We start from the raw sequence: 22231 nt of genomic DNA, 5'->3' as shown, positions 1-22231 counted from the left end.
AAGCATCCTGGGGCGACGTTAAATTCAAATTGGCTGACGTCGATCGAGTTGGTCTGATCGGGCTGATACAGGATCTATACGCAGCCAATAAAGATAATCAAACGTTTCTGCATGCACGATTCGGGTTGGGCGAGGATATTCTTAAACCCTATAAAGACACGATTTCCCGCTGGATTTGCCCGGATGTCATGCGCAATCAACCTATTTCAGTGGCCAAAGCGAAGAAAGCGATAACCGATTACAAAAAGGCGCTCGGTCAACCAGAAGGATTGGCTGAACTATCGGTTTTTTATTGCGAGGAAGTGTTTGTATTCCTGGGTTACTGCGGCATGGACGATGAAGGCTATTTTGATGCCTTAGTGCGTATGTTCGAACAAGCATTGAAATATGTCATGGCCTTGCCGGAAGCCAAACGCCCAGCTTTTATAGACAGACTCGAGCAAGTTGCGCTGCAAGGCCGGAACGTCGGCTGGGGTGTTGGCGAAGATATGGCAATATTGTTATCCGAATATGACATTGATGACTAGTAATGCGCTTTTAGCCGATCTTCAAACTAAAAACGCAAGGCTGATTGCTTTACTCGAAGCACATAACATCGCGTGGAGGTTACCGCCAAGGCTTCCACCAAAAATAGATCCGATACCTGCTCCCGCACTCGGCAATTGAAACTGACTTCGTAAGATCGCTTGTTTCCCAACACAACTCAACATTAGCCTGAAAGCCGCTGAAGTATTAGATCAACAAGCCTGCAGCATCCTGTCTCACGGACGTCTGGAAGTGGTGCGTGTCAACACATCCAGGCCCTGGCCCACCAGTAAGCCCGCCAAGACGCCAAAGCCCATCGTCGCTTGCAAATCGGCCGGATGATCAAGTTCGTGGAGTTCATCGAGCAGACCGTGCGACCGCATAACCTGCACGAAATCGGCAAGCGTCATGTCATCGCCTTCTGGAAAGAGCCCACCGCGACCTGGCTCCAAAAACCGACCATGCCTATTGGCTGGCGTTATGTGTAATCTGGGAATGGAGCGACAAACCGGGGCAGCCACCCAAACCGATGTGAATAGTCAAAACAATTTCAGACGGCACGGATGACTAAAGACGCTATGAACAAAGTCCGGCAACATCCGTTCGCGACGGCTTTTACTTTGCTTGGATTGACGAAAAAATGTTAATTTCCATGTTTTGGCCATTCGATTTACTTGGTAGTCCTGATTCGACATTAGGATTTTGATTTAGTAAGGACATATGCAGACACCAACCCCCACGCCGTTACCACGTTATCAACTCAGTCGTTGGGCCAAGTGGTTTGCAAAAGATCGCCACTTTCACGCCCTTGCCCTCGAGCAAGAAACTTTGGCGTTAATCGATGAGCGCCAAAAGCAACTCAAGCTCCAAATCTTGAACCTTCAGCCTGGAATTGGCATCGACTCCGGTTGGTTTTGGGATACTTTGTTGTTTACGTTAAATGATGGCCAAACGCTACGCTTTGGCGGCGTCAATAAAGAACAGTCGGCGTTTTTGCAGGTCTCGATGAAACGTTATGTTAATCAACGCATTCAACGGTTTTACCAGCAGTTAGTACCTGCACTGATACAAGCATCCCAAGAAGCTAGATTGCTGCTTTCCAATAAAAAATACATTCGCCGATCCATAGCTGAACAGTGGATAGGCAATCATTTGTGGTTGGCGGCGGGACTTAAAAGAACGGATTGTCTGCAGCGTTTGCCAGCCGAGCTTCATCAGGATTATCTCGCTATTCGGCCTCTATTGGACGACGCACACCAGCAGGTTGCTAAGCTCAATCAAACCTTTATCGCTCGACAGGCTCAGCAATTCAAAGACTTCTTTGATCAGGTCGAAACCAATCCGCTGACCGAAGCGCAACGAAAGGCTTGCATCATCGACGAGCAGCATAACTTGGTGCTGGCCGGCGCGGGTACCGGCAAGACCAGCACCATGATCGGCCGCGCGGGTTACCTGATCAACGCCGGCCTGGCAAAACCGGAACAGATATTGATGCTGGCTTACGCCCGCAAAGCGGCGCAAGAAATGGAAGAGCGCATCCAGTCCAAACTGGGGATTCAAAACCTGACGGTTAAAACCTTTCATGGCCTGGGTTTAGACATCATTAGCCAGGTTGAAGGTACCAGGCCGGCCATCGACAAAATGGCCGAAGACGATACCTTGCGCGCCGCGTTTGTCGATAGCCACATTCAAAGCTTGCTGGAGGATGAACGTTATCGCTCGCGGCTGCTGACCTATTTTTTGCGCTTTGCCTATCCCTATAAAAGCCAATTCAATTTCAAGAGCTTGGGCGCCTACAATGCGTACATCCTTGAAAACGATATTCGTACGCTACAGGGCGAGCTCGTTAAAAGCTACGAGGAATGCGAGATTGCCAATTTCTTGTATCGACAAGGCATTGCCTATCAATACGAAGCCAATTATCAGGTCAACACCTCGGGCCCGGATTACCGCGTCTACCAACCGGATTTCTTCCTGCCGGCTTACGGCATTTATATCGAGCACTTTGCCGTTAACGAACACAATCAAACACCGCCCTTTATCGATCAAGAAAACTACTTGGCCGGTATGACCTGGAAACGGGCATTGCATGAAAAATATCAAACCCCGTTGATCGAAACTTATAGCTACCTGAAACAACAAGGACGATTGACCGAGGTACTCAGCGAAAAATTACGGGCTGCTGGTGTTCAGTTCCAACCTTTGCCGCAAAATGAATTATTGAACCAACTCAATCAGCTAGGCCAGGTATCGGAATTCAGCAAACTGATGGCGCAAATCCTCAGCTTGTTCAAAGCCGCTTACCTCAGTATCAAACAGCTGGTCGAAAAAGCCGACAAGCATGAAGACCAGGAACGCATGCGCGCCGCCGCGCATTTATTTGAACCGATCTACCAAGCCTACCAGCAACAGTTGCGCGACAACGCCACCATCGACTTTGACGATATGATTGGCAGAGCCATTGAATACGTCGAATCCGGACGCTTTAAGTCTCGGTACCAATACTTATTGGTGGACGAGTTTCAGGATATTTCGGCCAGCCGGGCGCGCTTACTGAAAGCCTTGATGTCCCAGCAACCGGAAGCCAGCCTGTTCAGCGTGGGTGATGATTGGCAATCCATCTACCGTTTTACCGGCAGCGACGTTGCACTGACCAAAGACTTTCAAAGCCACTTTGGCGACACGGCAACCAGTGTGCTGGATCAAACCTTTCGCTTCAATAACAAAATTGGTGAAGTGGCGTCGCGCTTCGTCATCCAAAACCCCAGCCAGATCAACAAACAGATCCGTAGCCTGCGACTTGTCGAGCAGGCCGCCGTGTCGCTAATCAAAACCGATCAGGATTTATTCGGCATACAGGCGGCACTCGACGCTATCGCCGGTAAGGCCAAGCCATCCGCGAGTGTTTTGCTGTTAGCGCGCTTCAACTTCAAACGGCCCGATGTCGCCGCTTTAAAGCGGCGCTATCCGCAGCTGTCACTGCAATTTATGACGGTACATGCCTCCAAGGGTAAAGAAGCCGATTACGTGGTGGTGTTCGGCTTGGAAAAAGGCGAACACGGTTTTCCGTCGGAAAAGGCTACCCATCCCTTGCTAGAGCTATTGCTGCCTCAGGCCGAGGCCTTTGCACACGCCGAAGAGCGTCGCCTGTTCTACGTGGCACTGACGCGAGCGCGGCATCACGTGTATTTGGTCACCAACGGCCTTAACCCGTCGCCGTTTGTCAGGGAATTAATCGACGGCGACTACGCCGTTACGGTCGACGAATTTACCGGACCAGGTTTTCAAGAGCAGATTGCCTATATTCCCTGTCCAGCCTGCAAAACCGGCTGGATGGTACCCAGAGATAGCCAGTACGGCAGCTTTTTCGGCTGCAACCAATATCCATTGTGCAATCACACGCAACGGGCTTGTCAATGGTGTGGCGGCGGCTTGAAAACTCAAGGCCGCTTTCTCGTTTGTGAAAATCGCCGTTGCGACTTCGTCGAACCGATCTGCCCACATTGCCAAGGCGCCATGGTGCTGCGCAAAGGACCGCATGGCCAATTTTGGGGCTGCTCGCATTACCGAAAAAACGCAGCGTTTTCCTGTTCGCACACCGAGCAATTTATCGATTTACAGGCCGCCAAGGTCAACTGCCCCGTCAATGCCACCTAAGAGCGGCTTCGGACATGGTCTAAACTTGGTCCGATCTAACTAGAGAACTACAGAGATGAGTGACGAGAAACGCCTATCCACCACCCAACTGGCCAAATTGCGCGGGGTGTCCCAATAGCAAATGTTCGGGCAATTGACAGCTTAAGGGTTGATTGGAAAATTAAAGACTTTACTAAAACAAAATACATAGTAACCAGAATGGAAAAACATAATCTTTTTATAAGCTACAGTTGGGATTCCGAAGAGCATAAGGGGTGGACTAAAAATATCGCCGATCGATTAGAAGAATTTAATGAATTTCATATAGCATTTGATCAATACGATTTGGATTCATTCGAAGATAAAAATCTCTTCATGGAACAAGGAGTCTTTCAAACGGATATTGTTTTGGTAATTGTCACTACAGCATATGTTGAGAAAGCTAATGGGCGATTAGGTGGGGTTGGAATCGAGACAAAAATGTCAGTATCGAGACATTGGGAAGAGAGTTCTTCTCTTGGAAAGAGTAAGATAATTCCGTTATTGAGAGAAGGAGAAATTCTACCAAACTACCTTAAAGAGAAATTCTTTATAGATTTTCGCAGTGATGATAATTTTGAAAAGTCCTTTCATGATTTATTAAAGCATATTATTGATGATGCAAAGGAAAGGCGTCCTACAAAAAAGCACTCTATACATCAATTGCCTCCGATAAAAAATCTAACACGTATAGAAGACTTTTTAAAAATCAATCACAAAAAAAGAAAGTTAGTATTTGATAAGAGTGAAACCACTGATTTTTCATCCAAAAACAGGATTAAATTCGAGCTTTGGGAAACAAGATCTCCCTCTATTGATTACTATCTGTTTTTATTTGAAAACATAACCTTAAGTTCTACGATCAAAAGATTTTGCGAGCTAGTTAAAAGAGATAAAATAAAAATTAAGACGTTAACTGTTCTAAGGGAGAATAGAAGCGAGAAAGGATATTTAAGACGGATGTTGTTAGAAAATGGAATAGACTTGGAGCTAACAGAGTTAACTTATTCTGAGTATATATGGGATTTTTGCATCGATGATGATGCGAAAAACAACAAGGGCACATATAAGAATCCATTTTTTATTGATCAGCCTTTAGTTGATAAAAATGATGAGCAAGAGCTTGGTCCAGCTTTTGAGTACATCATTAAACAACTTAATTTACCTCAACAATCTGCAGCAAAAATTATTGTTGCGCCAGGAGGGACAGGCAAAACAACTTTGTGTCAACATATTGCAGGGCATTATCAAGGTTCTGGTAATGCAGTTTCGGTATTGATGCAATCTGAAGAATTAAAGTCAGAAGGATTTGGAGTTTTATCTGAAAATACTAAGATTGAATCTGTTTATGATTTGTATGAGACATATGCAAGAATATGCGAACGGCAAGGAGATGGAGGGTTTATTTTTGACAAGGTGACTTTTGAAGTCGCACTTTTAACAGGTAAGCTTGTTTTGATTATTGATGGAATAGATGAATTTATTTCTATTTTTCCTGAAATGTTTAATCTTGATTTGTTTCTGCAATCAATTGATGATTTAAACAATGAATTGGCTTCTAGCAAGATTATTGTGACATCAAGGAATGATGTATTTAATGAGGCTATTACAGCCAAATATGAAAACATAGATAAATATAATTTACTAGGATTTGATAATAAGGCTTGTGATAAATATCTGAAAAAAAGATTCGGTAAATATGATAATTCAGAGAAAATGATTCGAAAGGTTCTTTCAAACATAGAGCCCTTAATTATTAAAGATAAAGATGAACGAATTATGCCTTTCATTGTTGACTTGTTGTCATCAATTGTAGAAGATGCAAGTGAAAATGATGATATTAGATTGGATTTGTCGTTTGATGGAAAGGATTACAAAAGCAATGAGGATATTACTGATTATTTGGTTTACTCCATTTTAAGAAGAGAATCTGTTAGACAGTCTATTGAGATAAAAATAAGCGAAGTATTAGACTTGTTTCTCGAGATAGCTGCTTCATATACGGAAATATTTCCGAGAGCTGTTCTGGAGGAGCTCGTTTCAGCTTATTATAGCGAAAATGCTGAAAACCTTACTGGTAAGCTTTTGAAAAACCCACTTATTGAACTTGATAAGGAGTACTGTCGTTTCAAATACGATTTCATATCTGATTACTTTAGAGGGTTGAGTATTATTAACTCTATTACAAAGAAGCGTAGTGATGATGATTTTGTGTTGTTAGCGTCTAAATATGCATTTGGACATGGTGGTGCATTTAAAGAAGTAATAAAGTATTTTAATTCGCGAAGCGAAGAATTTATAGAATGCGCACAAAAAATTTTAAAAGACATAAGAAGGGGTATTTCATTAGAAGATGTATTCTCAAAGCGAGACATTAAATTTAAAGCCATAAGTTTTTTTGTTGAAGTATTATCCTTTATAAATGGTGTTTCTACATCGAAGGAGGAGTTTTCGGATGTTATAAAAAGGCTGTTTTCGGCAAATGGCGAAATCAAGCATTTAGCGATTTACGGGAATGCTAAAACTATAGATTTTTCAGGAATGAGAGTGGTGGGTTCAAGATTCGTTGGATACAATGGTTTTACATCATCTAAATTTGAGGGGGCTCGGTTTGTTAATTGTTATTTTGAGGGGATAAACGGCAATTCAATATCGGAGAGTTTTAAAGCTGACATGTTCGAATCATGCAGACTTGGTGATTTAGAGAATATTATTGATGTCGTTAAGCAAAAACTTGAAAACAATCGAGAAGTTTTGGAAAAGGAGTTAAGAAAGTTCTTCGGAAGCTTTTTTCGAAGAAATAAATTTACAGACCAAAAGAAGGCTTTTGTTAAGTTTTCTGATAGGACGGGATTAAATTCGGCATTTTTTAATGAGCTAATAAAAAGAGGTATTATTGTGATTTTCAATGAAAAAGCAGATGAAACCTATTACTCTATTTCCGATCATTACAAAGATAGCGTGTATGGGTTTTTGGTTAATAATAAAATTGACAAAAAGACTGAAGAAATAATAAAAATTGTTGAAAAATAATTTAGAATATTAGCGTCGTAGGGTCTATTAACCCGCAACTAAAACCATACAGCAATTCTCGTTCGATAAATTCTTCCACTTCCTGCAAACCGGCTTGATTGCAGAGCCTTAGCTGACGCAGGTTGTTCAGGGTTTGGGTTCTCGGCGCGGGCGGCGTACCGCAGGCCAATTCGGCAATAATCAGAGGGTGTATCAACGCCGAATCGGAAACAAGCAAGCGAACCAAGTCTTCGTTACGATTTTTGAAATGGTCAACCCAAACCGAGGTGTCGACCAATATCATGCAGACGGTTCGGTTTGTCGGCGATCTCGGGGAATATCGGCCATCTCCGGTAGGGTTCCGCCCAAGGCAGCCAAGCGTTTGGCGGCCTGAATCCGCACGAAGGTTTTCATTGCCTCCCGGAAGATTTCGGTCTTATCCATACCTGGATCAGCCATTTCCAGGGCCTTTTGGTACAACGCATCGTCTATGGTTACAGTGGTTCTCATAGGGTTTTCCAGGCGTCACTTGATGATCTACTGTATCAAAAAATGAGGTCAAGGGATTGTGCTAAAACATGCACCAAACGCCAATGTAATGTTCAACAAAAACCGGTCATTTGTTTCGCCAGCGCCTCTCGAAATTCCCGCTCGAGTGACCGGGTGTTGAACGGTTCTCATCTCCAAGTCAAACAACCTTCGCCTCCCCCACATTTGCGACACCAACTCAATCGTGTTTTTGGTCGTCGTTTGGAGCCAAGCTTTAATTGCGCTTGTCTGCCTCCGGCTTCAAGCGAATGATCGATATTTTTAATGTTTGAACGGCGGACAATTTTGTTTATCGGCCGATAAGTGAAAAATCGACCGCGAATGGCAAGCTGGCAGCCCGTTGATTCGGCAAGGACCCAATCTGCAACTCTGGTATCATGGCCTCCCGCATGTCGGCAAGCGCGCCGCATCATATCGATTAGAGCCTTTGTGAATACACCCGAATTTTCGTCCCTGCCATTAAAACCCGCCCTGCTGGAAAACATCGAATCGCTGGGTTACACCCACCTGACACCCATCCAAGCCGAAAGTCTGCCGCATATTCTGGAAGGCAAGGATGTGATCGCCCAAGCTAAGACCGGCAGCGGCAAGACGGCGGCGTTTGGCATTGGCTTGTTGTCGCGGCTGGATTTGAGCAGCTTTAAAGTGCAAGCCATGGTGATTTGCCCTACCCGCGAATTGGCCGATCAGGTCTGCAAAGAAATCCGCCAATTAGCCCGCTTCACGCAAAATATTAAAGTGCTGGCCTTGTGCGGCGGCACACCGTTCGCGCCGCAGCGCAGTTCGCTGGAACACGGCGTGCATGTGGTGGTGGGTACTCCGGGCCGATTGCAGGAACATCTGCAAAAAGCCAGCTTGCGCCTGGATCATTTAAAAGTATTGGTGCTGGACGAGGCCGACCGCATGCTGGACATGGGCTTTGCGGACATCATCTCCGACGTAATTGCCTACGCGCCGACACATCGGCAAACGCTGCTATTCTCCGCGACTTACGCCGAGCCGATTCGCGCCTTGAGCCAGAAATTTCAATTCAAACCGATCTCGGTCAGCGTCGAAACCAGCCATCTGGACAACCCTATCGAACAACGTTTTCATCAGCTAGACAAAGCCAAACGCCTGAATGCGCTCGGTTATTTGCTGGCTTATCATCGCCCGGAATCGACGGTGGTGTTTTGCAATACCAAGCGCGAATGCCAGGACGTGGCAGATACATTGACCAATTGCGGCTTTTCCGTGCAGGCCTTGCATGGCGATTTGGAACAAAAAGACCGCGATCAAGTGTTGGTGCGTTTTGCCAATAAAAGCTGTTCGATTCTGGTCGCCACCGATGTTGCCGCGCGGGGCCTGGACATCAAAGATATGCAAGCGGTGATCAATTATGAATTGCCTTGGGACCCGGAAGTGTACGTGCACCGAATTGGCCGTACCGGCCGTGCCGGTGCGAAAGGCCTGGCGCTGAGTTTGGTCAGCGAAGCCGAGTTAAACCGGGTTAAAGCCATCGAAGACTATATGGCAGGTTCCGTGAAATGGGACGAAATTGCACCGTTTAAACTGAGCAGCGAACACCGCTTCGAGCCGCCGATGGTCACGCTATGGATAGACGGCGGCCGCAAGGACAAGATGCGGCCGGGCGATATTTTGGGCGCACTCACCGGCGCTAACGGCATAGCCGGCGGCGAAGTGGGCAAAATCGACATCTTCGATAAACACGCCTATGTAGCGGTGAAACGCGGCAGTGCGGATAAGGCTTTGACCTGCTTGCGGGCCGGCAAAATCAAGGGCCGCAATTTCAACGTGCGCAAATCGCAATGGAATTAGTTTAAAGCCTTGAGCAGCGGTTTTGCTTGGTTTTTCTGACGGCATTTCCTCATCCCTGCCGACGGGGGATGACGTCTGAAGACGGATGATCAGCATCTGAACAGCGTCTGCTTTCGTAACCCAGCAAATATAACAGCGCTCGATAGCCGAATCGCCAAAGCCTGCTATACCTATGCCAGCCGACACTGACTACTCCAAAATAAGATTCGCCTGTGGCACCTAAAACACATATCAGTTACCTGGACACCATTCGCGGCCTGGCGGCCTTGGCCGTTATCAGCGAACATTTCGTCATCGCCTATGGCCTACCCTGCGAAACGCCACTTTGCCAGCAACTATTGGATTTCTCGCCGCTACACATTTGGTGGGACGGCTCGGCGGCAGTATCGATGTTTTTCGTGCTCAGTGGCGTGGTGCTGTCTTTACGCTATTTTCGCGCCGGACACATGCCCGATCTGAGCGAATTTCATTTGGCGCGTTTTTTGATTAATCGGATGTTTCGGATCTGGTTGCCGTACTTGTTGGTTTTACTGATCAGCGCCGGCCTGTTTGTGAACACCTTCGACAGCGCGATACTGAAGACCAGTCTGCCGGCAACTGACTGGATAACCGGCATGTGGCATAAATTTCCGTTAACGCCCGCCGACATGCTGCGTGAGAGTTTTTTATTGAAATTGCCCGCCTTGATCGTACTACTGCCGCAAGCTTGGACTTTAAGTATCGAATTGGTCTTGTCTTTGCTGCTGCCGGTAGGCTTATTGCTGGCGGGACGCGGCAGTTCTTGGCTGGTATTTTTTGGCTTGCTGGCGACCAGCCTATTGGGTGTGTCGATTTTCTTGCTGCATTTTCTATTGGGCATGACCATTGCCAGACACTACACCGATCTGACCCATTACCTGTCCGGCCGACGCTGGCAACGGCGTTTGTTGCTATTGACCGGCTTAGCGTTTTATACCTGCGGCACTTTTGTGCCGTCCGACATATTTGGGGATACCGCAGTCTGGCTGGGTTCCGGTTTGGGAGCCGGTTTGATTTTGATGTTCGTGCTAGGTTCTAAAGATGCGCAGCAGGTGCTATCGCAACCGATGTTACGGCAAATCGGCAAAGTGTCTTACAGCGCCTATCTCAGCCACATGGCGATTCTGATTTGTCTAACGCCGCTGGTTTTAAAATTTTTGGAAGGGTTTACCGAAAACCGGCTGGCACTTTGGTTTGGCGGCTGGCTTATCACTATCGGCTGCGTGCAAGGGGTTTCTTTGTTGTTTTATCATTGGCTGGAAATCCCCAGCATGAGTTTGGGGCGGCGAGTGACCGATGCGATAGCCGCTATCGGCAAGCCAACGGTATAATCGCGGCCCGTTATTCCATTTCCTTGCCAATTGACCATGCGCCTAGCTAGCATTTCATCCATTTTAGTAAGCGTTGCCGCGTTGAGCGTTAACACCATCGCTACCGCAGGCTCGACCGCTCAAGACTGGGCCAAAATCACCACACCGACCCAGGAACCCAGCGAAAGCATCGGCACCTATACCAGCGGGTGCATCAGCGGCGCGGCCACCCTGCCCCTGGACGGCCAAGGTTATCAAGTGATGCGCTTATCGCGCCACCGCTATTATGGGCATCCTAACTTAATCGGTTTTATCCAGCATCTAGGCCAGTTCAGCGCCGAGCATAAATTGGGCTCGTTGTTGATCGGCGATTTAGGCCAACCACGCGGCGGCCCCACTTTAAGCGGACATCGCAGCCATCAGTCAGGCTTGGATGTGGATATATGGTTTTTGTTATCCGAACCAGCCAGTAACCGGCAATTGACGGCCAACGAACGCGAAACTTGGAGCGCGCCTTCGGTCGTGAACATGCAAAACGATACTATGGATTACCAGCATTGGTCGCCGGACCTGGCAAAGGTACTGGAAGCCGCCGCACGCCAACCCGAGGTCGACAGGATTTTTGTGAACCCCAGCATCAAACAAGAACTGTGCGCCACTAAAAGTCCCGGAGCCGGCGAGTGGTTGAGGAAGATTCGCCCATGGTGGAAACACGACGATCATTTTCATGTGCGCTTGAAATGCCCCCCGCATAGTCCGCATTGCGACTCGCAAGAGCCGCTGCCCGCCGGCGACGGTTGCGACGCCAGCTTGGCCTGGTGGTTTTCCGCGGAAGCCAAAGCGCCGTCGAAAAGCGTGCCGTTGCCGCCACCGCCGTTACCGGCATTGTGCGAGCAGCTGTTGCATCGTCCCTGATGATATTGGCGTATCGGCCTTTACAGCATCAGTCAGCTAAATATTTTATTCTTCATTTGAGAGCACCATGCCCGATTTCGTACTTCATCAACAACTAGCGCAAGATTGTTTTAACGTAGGGAGCTTTGCGCTAACGGAATTGTTAATGATGAACGACAGCCAATACCCTTGGTTCATCCTGGTGCCCAGGCGCCACAATATCAGAGAAATTTATCAGCTTGGACAGGCGGATAGACAGGCTCTGCAAAGCGAGTCCTGCCTGCTTGCCGAGGCACTGGCGAGTATTTATCGCCCCGACAAACTCAATATTGCCGCAATTGGCAATCTCGTCCCGCAATTGCATCTGCACCATGTGGTGCGCTATCAAACCGATAAAGCCTGGCCGGCACCGGTATGGGGAAAGTTCGCCAGCCTGCCGTATGCAGGCGACCAGGCCGAACAAAGGATTACCCAACTCCGTTCCGCTTTGCAGATGCATTTAATCAATTGAAAATTGAGTGAATCTTTAGCCAGGGATAGCAAGCGAGAATAGGCAATAACTGAAATAACCCAATTATTGTGTGATTGACGCTCGGTGCAAAAGCAAGTCACAATCAAAAAGGTCGCAACGTAAGGACAGGCGCTTGCAAATATCGTGACTCCAGTTTGAGCCCGCATCAGAAGCTCAGGAAATTTCGAGCCAGGTAAGCCGCTTATATCGATTGCTCAAATCCGTCGAGCTTATGGCAGACTTTGTAAAACTTAAAAAAGCCATTGTTACTACCATGCCTATTTTCATCGTCTGCTGTCTAATCTTAACTCCCCTAACCTTAACCCAAAATGCATTTTTACCCTTACTGAATATAAAAGCCGTATGGGGTGCGGGAGCGTGCCTTGCGGTGCTTTTTCTATTGAGTGGTTGTTTGAAATTAGTACCCAGCAAAATATGGCACGATGGTTTTGCCTCCGCAGGCTTATGGACTTGGTACGGTTACTGGAGCCCGCAATTCAGCGACGGCTCGCCGCAATTCAGCGTGTTTCCAGTTTATTTTGCTTTGCTTAGCAGTTGGATGCTACTGGGTTTAATCAACAAAAGTCCGCAGTTTGATTGGGAATCCCAAGAATCCTTGCGCTATATGCAAAAATATTTGGCCCGCTTCGATTCCTGCGCCGTTGCGGTATTGGTGCTCATTTGTCTGGCACTACCTGAGCACTATCTATCCTACCCGCTTGCAATGACCTTTTTCATCGTCCGTAGTGCTTTTCAGCGCTGCCTGGAGATTATTGATAGCCTGTAATTTTATTTCATTGCTTACCACTTCCAAGTGGAAGACGTAAATATTTTCCCACTGGGTGCGGCGCGGTAGCCCAACTAAAACCGGGTTACCGCGCCTGCTACGGCACGATGCCTAAAATCCGCCGGGCTAAGCGACTTCCTTGGCCTTATCCTGATAACTATCAATTTGATCGAAGTTAAGATAACGATAGGTATCCGCGCTGGTTTGTTCGATGCTGGCGGCATATTGCATATACTCGGCAACCGTCGGAATCTTGCCCAATAGCGAGCATACCGCTGCCAATTCCGCTGAGGACAGATAGACGTTCGCACCATTGCCCAAACGGTTGGGGAAGTTGCGGGTCGATGTCGATACCACGGTCGAACCTTCCGCCACCCTCGCCTGATTGCCCATACACAAGGAGCAGCCCGGCATTTCGGTGCGCGCTCCGACCTTGCCGAAGGTGCCGTAATAGCCTTCTTCCACTAACTGGTTTTGATCCATTTTGGTCGGCGGTGCTACCCACAAGCGTGTGGGTAAGGCCCCGGCTTTTTCCAGCAACTTCCCGGCGGCGCGGAAGTGGCCGATGTTGGTCATGCAGGAACCGATGAACACCTCGTCGATCTTGGTGCCCGCCACTTCCGACAGCGGTTTGATGTCATCCGGGTCGTTCGGGCAAGCTAGCAATGGCTCGGTGATTTCATTTAGGTCAATTTCAATGATTTCCGCATATTCCGCGTCTTTATCCGCTTCCATCAATACTGGATTCGCCAACCAATCCTGCATCGCTTTGATACGGCGTTGGATGGTTCGGGCATCGCCGTAACCTTCGGCGATCATCCATTTCAGCAAGGTGATGTTGGAGTTCAAATACTCGCGAATCGGCGCCTCGTTGAGCTTGATCGTGCAGCCGCCTGCGGATCGCTCGGCCGAGGCGTCGGATAATTCGAACGCTTGCTCGACTTTCAAATCCGGCAAACCTTCGATTTCCAAAATCCGCCCGGAAAACACGTTCTTCTTGCCTTGTTTGGCCACGGTCAATGAGCCGCTTTTCAATGCCGCATAAGGAATCGCGTTGACTAAATCGCGCAAGGTAATGCCAGGTTGCATCTGGCCCTTGAAGCGCACCAATACCGATTCCGGCATATCCAGGGGCATCACGCCGGTCGCCGCAGCGAAGGCCACCAGGCCGGAACCGGCCGGGAAGGAAATACCGATAGGGAAACGGGTATGTGAGTCGCCGCCGGTGCCGACGGTATCCGGCAACAACATCCGGTTCAACCAGGAGTGAATCACGCCGTCGCCGGGACGCAATGAGACCCCGCCGCGGGTCATGATGAAGTCTGGTAAGGTATGCTGCATTTGCACATCCACCGGCTTGGGATAAGCGGCAGTATGACAAAACGATTGCATCACCAAATCCGCAGAGAAGCCTAAGCAAGCCAGATCTTTAAGTTCGTCGCGGGTCATCGGCCCGGTGGTGTCTTGCGAACCTACGGTGGTCATTTTCGGTTCGCAATAGCTGCCAGGCCGCACGCCGGCCACGCCGCAAGCCTTGCCGACGATTTTTTGCGCCAGGGTAAAACCTTTGCCGGTATCGGCGGCTTCGCCCAAGCGGCGAAACACCGTAGAAGCAGGCAAGCCCAAGAATTGGCGGGCACGGTCGGTCAAGCCGCGGCCAATAATCAACGGAATCCGGCCACCGGCGCGGACTTCGTCGAAGATCACTTCGGTTTTCAAAGCAAACTTGCAGACGACTTCGTCCGTATCATGCCGTTTGACGACACCTTGATAAGGATAAATATCGATCACGTCGCCCATCGCCATGCCGGTGACGTCACACTCGATAGGCAGCGCGCCGGAATCTTCCATGGTGTTGAAGAAGATAGGCGCGATCTTGCCGCCAATACAGACGCCGCCGCCGCGTTTATTGGGGATAAACGGAATGTCGTCGCCCATGAACCACAACACCGAGTTGGTCGCGGATTTTCGCGAGGAGCCGGTGCCGACCACGTCGCCGACGTAGGCCACCGGAAAGCCTTTGGCTTTCAGTTCGGTAATTTGTTGCTCTGCATTGGTGATGCCGTCGCGCGGCATCTTCAGCATGGCCTTGGCGTGCAACGGGATGTCCGGCCTGGACCAGGCGTCCGGCGCCGGCGACAGATCGTCGGTATTGGTTTCGCCGGTAACTTTGAAAACAGTGACCGTCAGTTTTTCCGGCACTTCCGGCTTGGCGGTAAACCATTCGGCATCAGCCCAGGATTGCAGTACCTGTTTGGCGTAAGCGTTGCCTGCTTGGGCTTTTTCCTGCACATCGTGAAAGGCGTCGAATATCAGCAGAATTTGCGACAGCGCTCTCGCGGCAATCGGCGCCAATGAGGCGCTTTCCAGCAATTCGATCAACGGCGCGACGTTGTAACCACCCAGCATCGTGCCGAGCAATTCGGTGGCTTTTTCCGGCGTCAGCAGCGGTGAAGTCGCCTCGCCCTTGGCGACCGCCGTCAGAAACCCGGCTTTGACATAAGCGGCTTCGTCGACGCCGGCTGGAATGCGGTTTTCCAGCAAATCCAGCAGAAACGCTTCTTCGCCGGCAGGCGGCTGTTTCAATAATTCAACCAGCGCGGCGACTTGTTCGGCGTCCAGTGGTTTGGGAACGATGCCTTCGGCAGCGCGTTCGGCGACATGTTTTCGGTATTGTTCTAGCATGATGATTTCCGGTAAAAATTATTGGACTTGGGACGCTTGGTCTGCGGCGGCCTGTTCGGCGATAAAAGTGCGCATGTCGTCGTTATCAACCCGCTGATAAATCTCGGCAACGTCCAGCGTTAAATCCACCGATTCGAAGCGGGCTTGATCGCCGAGAAAGTAATGATTGGACACCCAGCCTTCGCTACGCCGGCAGACTTCAACATCGACGATGTCCTGTTCGATCAGCACATATTCCAGCAAGCTGGGGATGGTTTGGTACAAGCGGCGCTTGATGGTTTCGTCGCGGCGGCGGGTGGATTTAGACAGCACTTCGACGATCAAGACTGGCGCTTCGGCATAATAGTCGTGGGTCGAGGTATCTTCGCAAACCACCATCGCATCAGGGTAGAACAGATACTGGTCGATCTTGACTTTGACATCGGAACTGAAGGGTTCACAAGGCTTGCCTTGTAAATGATTACCCAACAGTCGAGCCAAACTCATCTTGATGCGCTCATGATTCTTGCTGGCACCCGACATGGCCACCAGTTCGCCGGCGTCATACTCATGCTTTATGTCGCTGAGCAATTCCGCTGCCAGATAATCTTCGACGGACATCCAAGACTTGTCGAATTTAGGTTGCGCACTCATAACCGCCTCCGCCGCAGGTTAATCACTCCATCGCATCGACGATGGCTTGACCCATTTCCTGGGTGCCGTATTTGGTGTCTGGGTTCAAATCCGGGGTGACATAGACACCGCCGTTCACGACTTTTTCAATCGCGTTCAGCATTCGGGTAGCCGCTTCGTGTTCGCCCAAATGGTTCAGCATCATCACGCCCCCCATCATCACCGCCGTAGGGTTGGCGATATTTTTGCCGACGATGTCCGGCGCACTGCCGTGTACCGCTTCGAATAGCGCTGCATCGGCACCTATGTTCGCACCAGGGATCAAGCCCAAGCCACCTACCAAACCGGCAGTCAAATCCGACAAAATATCGCCAAACATATTGGTGGTGACCACCACGTCAAATTGTTCCGGCTTCATCACCATGTGCATGCAGGCGGCATCGACGATTTTTTCGTCGAACTCGATATCGGGATATTTGGCCGCCACTTCCCGTGCCGCTCTCAGGAACAAGCCCTGGGTGTATTTCAAAATATTGGCTTTGTGGCAGACCGTCACTTTCTTACGATTGTTATCGATAGCATACTTAAAGGCATATTCCACAATGCGTTCGGAACCGGCCTTGGTAACCACCGCCAAACTTTCGGCGATGTCCTTAGCCGGCGTCAGATAATGTTCCAAACCGACATAGAGGCCTTCGGTATTTTCGCGCACAATGACAATATCGACGTCGTCGTAACGGGTTTTTACGCCTTTCCAGCTTTTCGCCGGCCGCACGTTGGCATAAAGATCGTATTGTTTGCGCAGTTCTACGTTGATGCTTCTAAAACCCTCGCCCACCATCGTGGTCAATGGTCCTTTAAACGCCACCCGAGTCTGGGCGATAGATTCCATCGTCGCATCCGGCAGCGGCGTGCCGGTTCTTTCATAAGCCGACATGCCGGCGTCCGCCTCATGCCAATGAATTTTCGCACCCGAAGCGTTGATCACCGCCACGGCGGCGTCCATGATCGAAGGGCCAATACCATCACCTTTAATCAACGTGACGTTATGCATTCATTTCTCCTACTTGATGTTTAAAAATAACCAGTCTTTGCGTGTACTCATCTGTATCGCGATTGAGTCGTTACTCATTCGCGTGATAAAGCACCGTTATTGCGAGTAATAATACACAGTTTCGCGCCCCGCCGCATGGTCAAGCAGGATTGGTGTAGGCCTTAATTTCGGGCGTACTCGGAGTTTATCAGCCAAACTCACCTCAGAAATGCAGCAAAATTCATACCCAAGCAGCCTAAGCCGATAATCGGCGTCCGGCAAACCAAAAAGCGGTATCATCGAACCCGCATCATTTTTTACCCAAGCCTTCATCAGAGCTAAACATGATCTCCGTCGATAAGCTGATTTTCGAATACCCAGGCCTACGCGCATTGGACGATGTGTCGTTCGACATCGCCGCCGGCAGCATTACCGCGCTGGTCGGTCCCAACGGCGCCGGCAAAACCACGCTGCTGCGCTGCATGGCGGCGCTGGATCAACCGGTCAGCGGTGCGATCAATATCGCCGGCATCGACGTATTGGAACAACCGCGCGAGTGCCATCGCATCATCGGCTACTTATCGGATTTTTTTGGGCTTTATCAACGCTTGACGGTGCGGCAATGCCTGCATTACGTGGCCCGCGCCCAAGGCATTTTTGCAGCTGATTGCCCGGCCGCTATCGAAGCTGTCAGCAGGCGTTTGCATATTCAAGATAGATTGGAAAACAGCCCGGCCGAGCTATCGCGCGGCTTACGTCAACGGGTAGCCATCGCCCAAGCCATCATCCACAAACCGCCGGTGGTGTTGCTGGACGAACCGGCATCCGGCTTGGACCCGGAAGCCCGCCATGAACTGGCCGAGCTATTTTTAGACCTGCAAGCCCAAGGCATGACGCTGCTGGTGTCCTCGCATATCCTCGCCGAGCTGGAGGCCTATTGCACCGATATGCTGGTGCTGCGTCACGGCAAAATCGTCGAACAGGTTGCGGTGAAAGCGCCGTCCTTGCTAAAACCCTTCAAGTTGCTGCTGGCACATCCAGTAGAAAACCTGTTGCAACGCCTGCAATCGCTACCTGATGTTAAGGTATTGAATAGCGACGATAAACAACAAGCCTTACTGCAGCTGAACGGCGACGCGGCTCAACAACACCAAGTGTTGAAAGCCCTCATCGCACTGGATTTACCGGTCTGCGAATTCGCCCCGGTCGCCAGCAATCTGCAAGACGCTTACCTACAAACCATCCGCCACAGCTCATGAATCTAAATCCCGAATTTGAACGCCAACTGATTTTGGAATGCTCGCCGGCCCGGCTGATAGGCGCGCCTGTGGTGTTGGGCGCGGTGTTTACCTTAACCTATTTCCTAGATGACTACCGGCTGGGCAGCATCACCGCGCAAGCCGCTTTGACGCTATTCATGCTGATCACGCTGCTATGGGGCACCCGGCAAAGCCTGGACAGCATTGTTGAAGAATACCGCGATCGCACCTGGGATACGCAACGCCTGTCGGCTCTCGGGCCGTGGCAAATGACCTGGGGCAAACTGCTGGGCAGTACCAGCATGGCCTGGTACTGCGCCGGCATTTGTTTACTGGTCCATGCGCTGGCTACCGACAATCCGGCCGCCCTACCCTTATTGTTTTTTTACGCCATTGGCACTGCATTACTGGTACAAAGCGCCGGGCTTTTGTTGGGTTTGCTGGCAGTGCAACGCGGCCAGCTAAAAACCGGTTCGATACTCATTTTGGTATTGGTGGGTTTCCTCGTTTTCATGCCGTCTTTGACTGATTTAACCGAAACGGCCAATTATTTGCCCGGTCATTTTCAAAGCAACACCTGGTATAACCTGACTGTTAACCCACAGACTTTGCACCAAATAAGCCTGCTTTGCGCCTTATTCTGGTGCGTCATGGGCAATTATCGCTTGCTGGCGCAAGACTTGAGTTTGCGCAATTTGCCCTCGGCCTGGCTGGGTTTTACGCTGTTTTTGATTATCTATTTGGGCGGCTTTATTCCCAATACCCACTATTCCTTTTCGCTGGCTGCTTTAGCCGTTTGCAGCGCTTTAACTTACATTGGCGTCATCGTCGAACGGCACGAGCCAATGCGCATCAAACGCTTACTGGATTATTGGCGACAAGCGAATTGGCGCCGAGTGGGTGAGGAACTACCCTTGAGCGCATTGAGTTTTGCGCTAAGCCTGCCGTTTGCGATATTTCTGAGCTTCCAAGAGCAACGCTTTGCCTGGCTGGACATCTCCCTGCATGCCTACCCACTGGCTGTCGCACTATTAGTATTACGCGATTGCGCCGTTTACCTGTTTTTTTGCTACGGCAAAAATCCGCAACGCGCTTTTAGCCTGAGTTTACTGTCCGCAGCGCTGCTGTACGGCATTCTCCCCGGCCTGTTCGGCGCAGTCGGCATGACCAGCGTTTCAGCGTTATTCTTTCCACTATGGGCGGATTCCGCATTCTCGGCGTTAGCTTTTGCCGCGCTGCAATGTGCGCTGATTTTACGCCTACTTTATCAACGCTGGCGGCAAAGTGTTTAAGGCCAATAGAATTTGTTGGTGCGTTAGCTAACTTTTCTTGCTTAGGCCTACCGGAATAGAGAAAATAAAGCCCAGCTACAAAAACAACAATAACTTGGCTATCGGAAAAACTGATGCGCTCTTTGCGCCGCATCGAGTACGATGGTTGCGACCAAGACCGGCGGCATGCGCGTACCAAATCCATTCATCGAACATCTTGCCGGCAAGGCTTTTTTTCGCGCCCCCACCCACCGTCCGCTCGGACTTTTTCTCGATACCAAACTATCGCTCAGCCTCACCAAACTGTTTGCCATCCCGCAGTTCGATGAAGATAGCGAACGGCAGTTTTGGGAAGAACGTTACCTAGTATTACTAAGCCCCCTCAAATGGGCGTTAGGCTTGGGAGCCGTCGCATTCCTGGTCTATATCCTGCTGGATCTGCATACAGGTAATACCTCAACCGCAGAAGCCATCTTAAGACTTCCCATAGTCCTGGTACTTTTGGGCTTATTCAGATACCTAAATGTCTGCGTAGAAGCAGCGGCAAAAATCAACACCATCGCCAAACTCAGCGCCGGACTGTCCGCAGCCAATTTAATCGCCATCTTGCTATACGACGGTAATCCCCGCTACTACGCCGAAACCTGGCCGGCCCTATTGCCCATGTATTTTTTCAGTTACGGGCAAATGTTCATGTCGTTGCGGGCGACAATAAGTTTTGGCTGGAGTACTGCGCTGGCTATGCCGCTGGCCGGCTATTGGCTTGGGCTGACCGTGATTGACTTGATCCCGTCTGTCCTTAATCTTTGCATCGTCAATATCTTCGGCGTCTGCACCCGCTGCCAACTGGAAGCTTACGCCCGCAAATCCTTCAGTGAAAAGCGCAAAGTGGAACTGGTCGCCGAGCGTAAGAGCCGCTTCTTGCGGCAGCTCAGCCACAATTTGCGGCAACCACTGCAGGCCCTGAGTTGCTATTCCTCCGTCATGGAGGCAGCCTGTATGGAACCTGCCACTCAATCATTGCAACATATCGCCGGGCGTATGGGCTTTGCGATTGATGAACTGAACCGCGCCGTCAACCATATTTTGGACATTGGCAACCTGGAAAACGGCACGCAACGTCCGTTGCTGACTACCGTCGACATCAATTTGTTGCTGGCCGCATTAGAAAATCAGTTTGCCCCACAAGCCGCCAAACGCGGCCTGAATTTGATCGTGCATCTCCGTCGAAGCCCACCTTATAACGTCCACAGCGACGCCAGCATTTTAAGCCAAATCATCGGCAACCTGCTGGATAACGCGATCAAATACACCAATAGCGGCTGGATCATACTGACGGCCGTCAAAATCGGCCCGGACTGCTTGCAAATCCATGTGCGCGATAGTGGCCCCGGTATCTCGACGGACATACGCGGCGACATCTTCAAGGAATTCGTCCGCGGCCAGCGCCGCAATAACGACCCCAGCGCGCATGGTTTGGGAATTGGTCTGGCTTATGTATCCACCGCCGTCCAACATCTACCCGATCACGAACTGGCATTGCATTCCAAACCGGGACGCGGCTGCGACTTTAAACTGAGCGTACCCATCGCTCAACTCAGTTTGACCAATTTCGAATCACCGGCGCCTATCGGCGACTTTGCCGGCCGTCTAATGCTGGTTGTGGACGATGACGCCGAAACACTCGAAGCTCTGAGCTGCCAACTACAAGCCTGGGGCTGCGACGTACAAACCGCGACTTCGCTTGTCGAAACCCGACTGGCCCTGGCCGACACTCTACAAGTGCCGGACTTACTGATTACCGATTTTTACCTGGGCGACACCGAAACCGCCCACGACATCATCGCCGCCGTCCACGCCGATTGCGGTCCGGTGCCGATCTTGGTGCTGTCGGCGGAAGGCATCGGCGAAGAGGACAAAGCCCACTGGCCGGCCGGTACTCAGTTGTTGCGCAAGCCGGCGAAGTCGGATGTGCTAATGGCGACGATAGTTAAGGCGCTAGAGCGCGAAACGGAGAATGCACAACTTATTTAAGCCTGCCATCGGGCCTTGTATTATCCACCCGTGTTTTTCAGGAGATAATAAAATCTCGAAAAACATGCCTGAGGGGCACCTCAGGTTTGGGTCACTGGATGCCGTATCGGACCTTGGCCGAGACGTAGACCCCTGCAGCAGTGACCCACCCTCGATCAACGATCGGACAGTCTCTTCGGCCCGGATTCCGGCAGCCTGCATTCACAAGGTAGATCATTTGAGGTTTTCAATGTCCCAT

Annotated in this window: 17 protein-coding genes; 11 read left to right on the top strand and 6 right to left on the bottom strand. The window is 50.0% G+C overall.

Annotated elements, in window-relative coordinates:
- Positions 1-29: 29 nt before the first annotated feature.
- Complete coding sequence (locus QLH52_RS22725) at positions 30-527, top strand: hypothetical protein (protein ID WP_319963055.1); 498 nt, start codon at positions 30-32, stop codon at positions 525-527.
- A 234-nt stretch (positions 528-761) separates the two neighbouring features.
- Here the strand turns inward: QLH52_RS22725 and QLH52_RS22720 are convergent, their stop codons facing one another.
- Positions 762-935 (bottom strand): hypothetical protein, encoded by a 174-nt coding sequence (locus QLH52_RS22720; protein ID WP_319963054.1) that lies wholly within the window; start codon positions 933-935, stop codon positions 762-764.
- A gap of 310 nt (positions 936-1245) precedes the next feature.
- Between QLH52_RS22720 and QLH52_RS22715 the strand changes: the two genes are divergently transcribed.
- Together QLH52_RS22715 and QLH52_RS22710 are read left to right on the top strand one after the other, a co-directional pair.
- Positions 1246-4182 (top strand): UvrD-helicase domain-containing protein, encoded by a 2937-nt coding sequence (locus QLH52_RS22715; protein WP_319963053.1) that lies wholly within the window; start codon positions 1246-1248, stop codon positions 4180-4182.
- Between the two features lie 198 nt (positions 4183-4380).
- Entirely contained in the window at positions 4381-7233 is a 2853-nt protein-coding gene (locus tag QLH52_RS22710) for a TIR domain-containing protein (protein WP_319963052.1), read from the top strand.
- Position 7234: 1 nt separating this feature from the next.
- On the opposite strand, the gene QLH52_RS22705 is transcribed toward QLH52_RS22710, so the two are convergent.
- Together QLH52_RS22705 and QLH52_RS22700 are read right to left on the bottom strand one after the other, a co-directional pair.
- Complete coding sequence (locus tag QLH52_RS22705; protein WP_319963051.1) at positions 7235-7516, bottom strand: type II toxin-antitoxin system VapC family toxin; 282 nt, start codon at positions 7514-7516, stop codon at positions 7235-7237.
- A complete protein-coding gene (locus QLH52_RS22700) occupies positions 7513-7722 on the bottom strand; it encodes a type II toxin-antitoxin system VapB family antitoxin (RefSeq protein ID WP_205450220.1) in 210 nt (69 codons plus the stop codon). Before QLH52_RS22700 ends, QLH52_RS22705 begins: the two co-directional genes overlap by 4 nt.
- 468 nt (positions 7723-8190) lie before the next feature.
- Between QLH52_RS22700 and dbpA the strand changes: the two genes are divergently transcribed.
- The 5 genes from dbpA to QLH52_RS22675 all read left to right on the top strand — a co-directional run bounded on the left by dbpA (position 8191) and on the right by QLH52_RS22675 (position 13099).
- Entirely contained in the window at positions 8191-9579 is a 1389-nt protein-coding gene (gene dbpA, locus QLH52_RS22695; protein ID WP_033156232.1) for an ATP-dependent RNA helicase DbpA, read from the top strand.
- A gap of 212 nt (positions 9580-9791) precedes the next feature.
- Entirely contained in the window at positions 9792-10928 is a 1137-nt protein-coding gene (locus QLH52_RS22690) for an acyltransferase family protein (RefSeq protein ID WP_033156231.1), read from the top strand.
- Positions 10929-10964: 36 nt separating this feature from the next.
- Positions 10965-11822, top strand: coding sequence for a penicillin-insensitive murein endopeptidase (mepA, locus tag QLH52_RS22685; protein ID WP_319963050.1), 858 nt, complete (start codon positions 10965-10967; stop codon positions 11820-11822).
- 67 nt (positions 11823-11889) lie between these two features.
- Entirely contained in the window at positions 11890-12312 is a 423-nt protein-coding gene (locus QLH52_RS22680; RefSeq protein ID WP_171695390.1) for an HIT domain-containing protein, read from the top strand.
- 412 nt (positions 12313-12724) lie between these two features.
- Entirely contained in the window at positions 12725-13099 is a 375-nt protein-coding gene (locus tag QLH52_RS22675) for a hypothetical protein (protein WP_225587603.1), read from the top strand.
- Between the two features lie 126 nt (positions 13100-13225).
- On the opposite strand, the gene acnB is transcribed toward QLH52_RS22675, so the two are convergent.
- Genes acnB through QLH52_RS22660 form a run of 3 tightly spaced genes read right to left on the bottom strand, consistent with a single transcriptional unit; the run spans position 13226 to position 17450 of the window.
- On the bottom strand, positions 13226-15784 hold the full coding sequence (acnB, locus tag QLH52_RS22670) for a bifunctional aconitate hydratase 2/2-methylisocitrate dehydratase (protein ID WP_319963049.1): 2559 nt from the start codon (positions 15782-15784) through the stop codon (positions 13226-13228).
- 18 nt (positions 15785-15802) lie between these two features.
- Positions 15803-16417 carry a Uma2 family endonuclease gene (locus QLH52_RS22665; protein ID WP_319963048.1) on the bottom strand — a complete coding sequence of 205 codons (615 nt, stop codon included), beginning with the start codon at positions 16415-16417 and terminating at the stop codon, positions 15803-15805.
- A 22-nt stretch (positions 16418-16439) separates the two neighbouring features.
- On the bottom strand, positions 16440-17450 hold the full coding sequence (locus QLH52_RS22660; protein WP_319963047.1) for an isocitrate/isopropylmalate dehydrogenase family protein: 1011 nt from the start codon (positions 17448-17450) through the stop codon (positions 16440-16442).
- 323 nt (positions 17451-17773) lie between these two features.
- Between QLH52_RS22660 and QLH52_RS22655 the strand changes: the two genes are divergently transcribed.
- The 3 genes from QLH52_RS22655 (at position 17774) to QLH52_RS22645 (ending at position 21993) form a co-directional block, all read left to right on the top strand.
- The gene (locus tag QLH52_RS22655; protein WP_101052332.1) at positions 17774-18688 is read left to right on the top strand and encodes an ABC transporter ATP-binding protein; all 915 of its coding nucleotides are present in this window, start codon (positions 17774-17776) and stop codon (positions 18686-18688) included.
- Positions 18685-19980: an ABC transporter permease gene (locus tag QLH52_RS22650; RefSeq protein ID WP_101052333.1), complete on the top strand. Its 1296-nt coding sequence runs from the start codon at positions 18685-18687 to the stop codon at positions 19978-19980. Before QLH52_RS22655 ends, QLH52_RS22650 begins: the two co-directional genes overlap by 4 nt.
- A gap of 141 nt (positions 19981-20121) precedes the next feature.
- Positions 20122-21993 (top strand): ATP-binding response regulator, encoded by a 1872-nt coding sequence (locus QLH52_RS22645; protein ID WP_319963046.1) that lies wholly within the window; start codon positions 20122-20124, stop codon positions 21991-21993.
- The last annotated feature ends 238 nt before the right edge of the window (positions 21994-22231 follow it).

This window comes from Methylomonas defluvii (genome assembly GCF_033949435.1).
Taxonomy (GTDB): Bacteria; Pseudomonadota; Gammaproteobacteria; order Methylococcales; family Methylomonadaceae; genus Methylomonas; species Methylomonas defluvii.
This window is presented reverse-complemented; position numbering and strand designations above follow the sequence as displayed.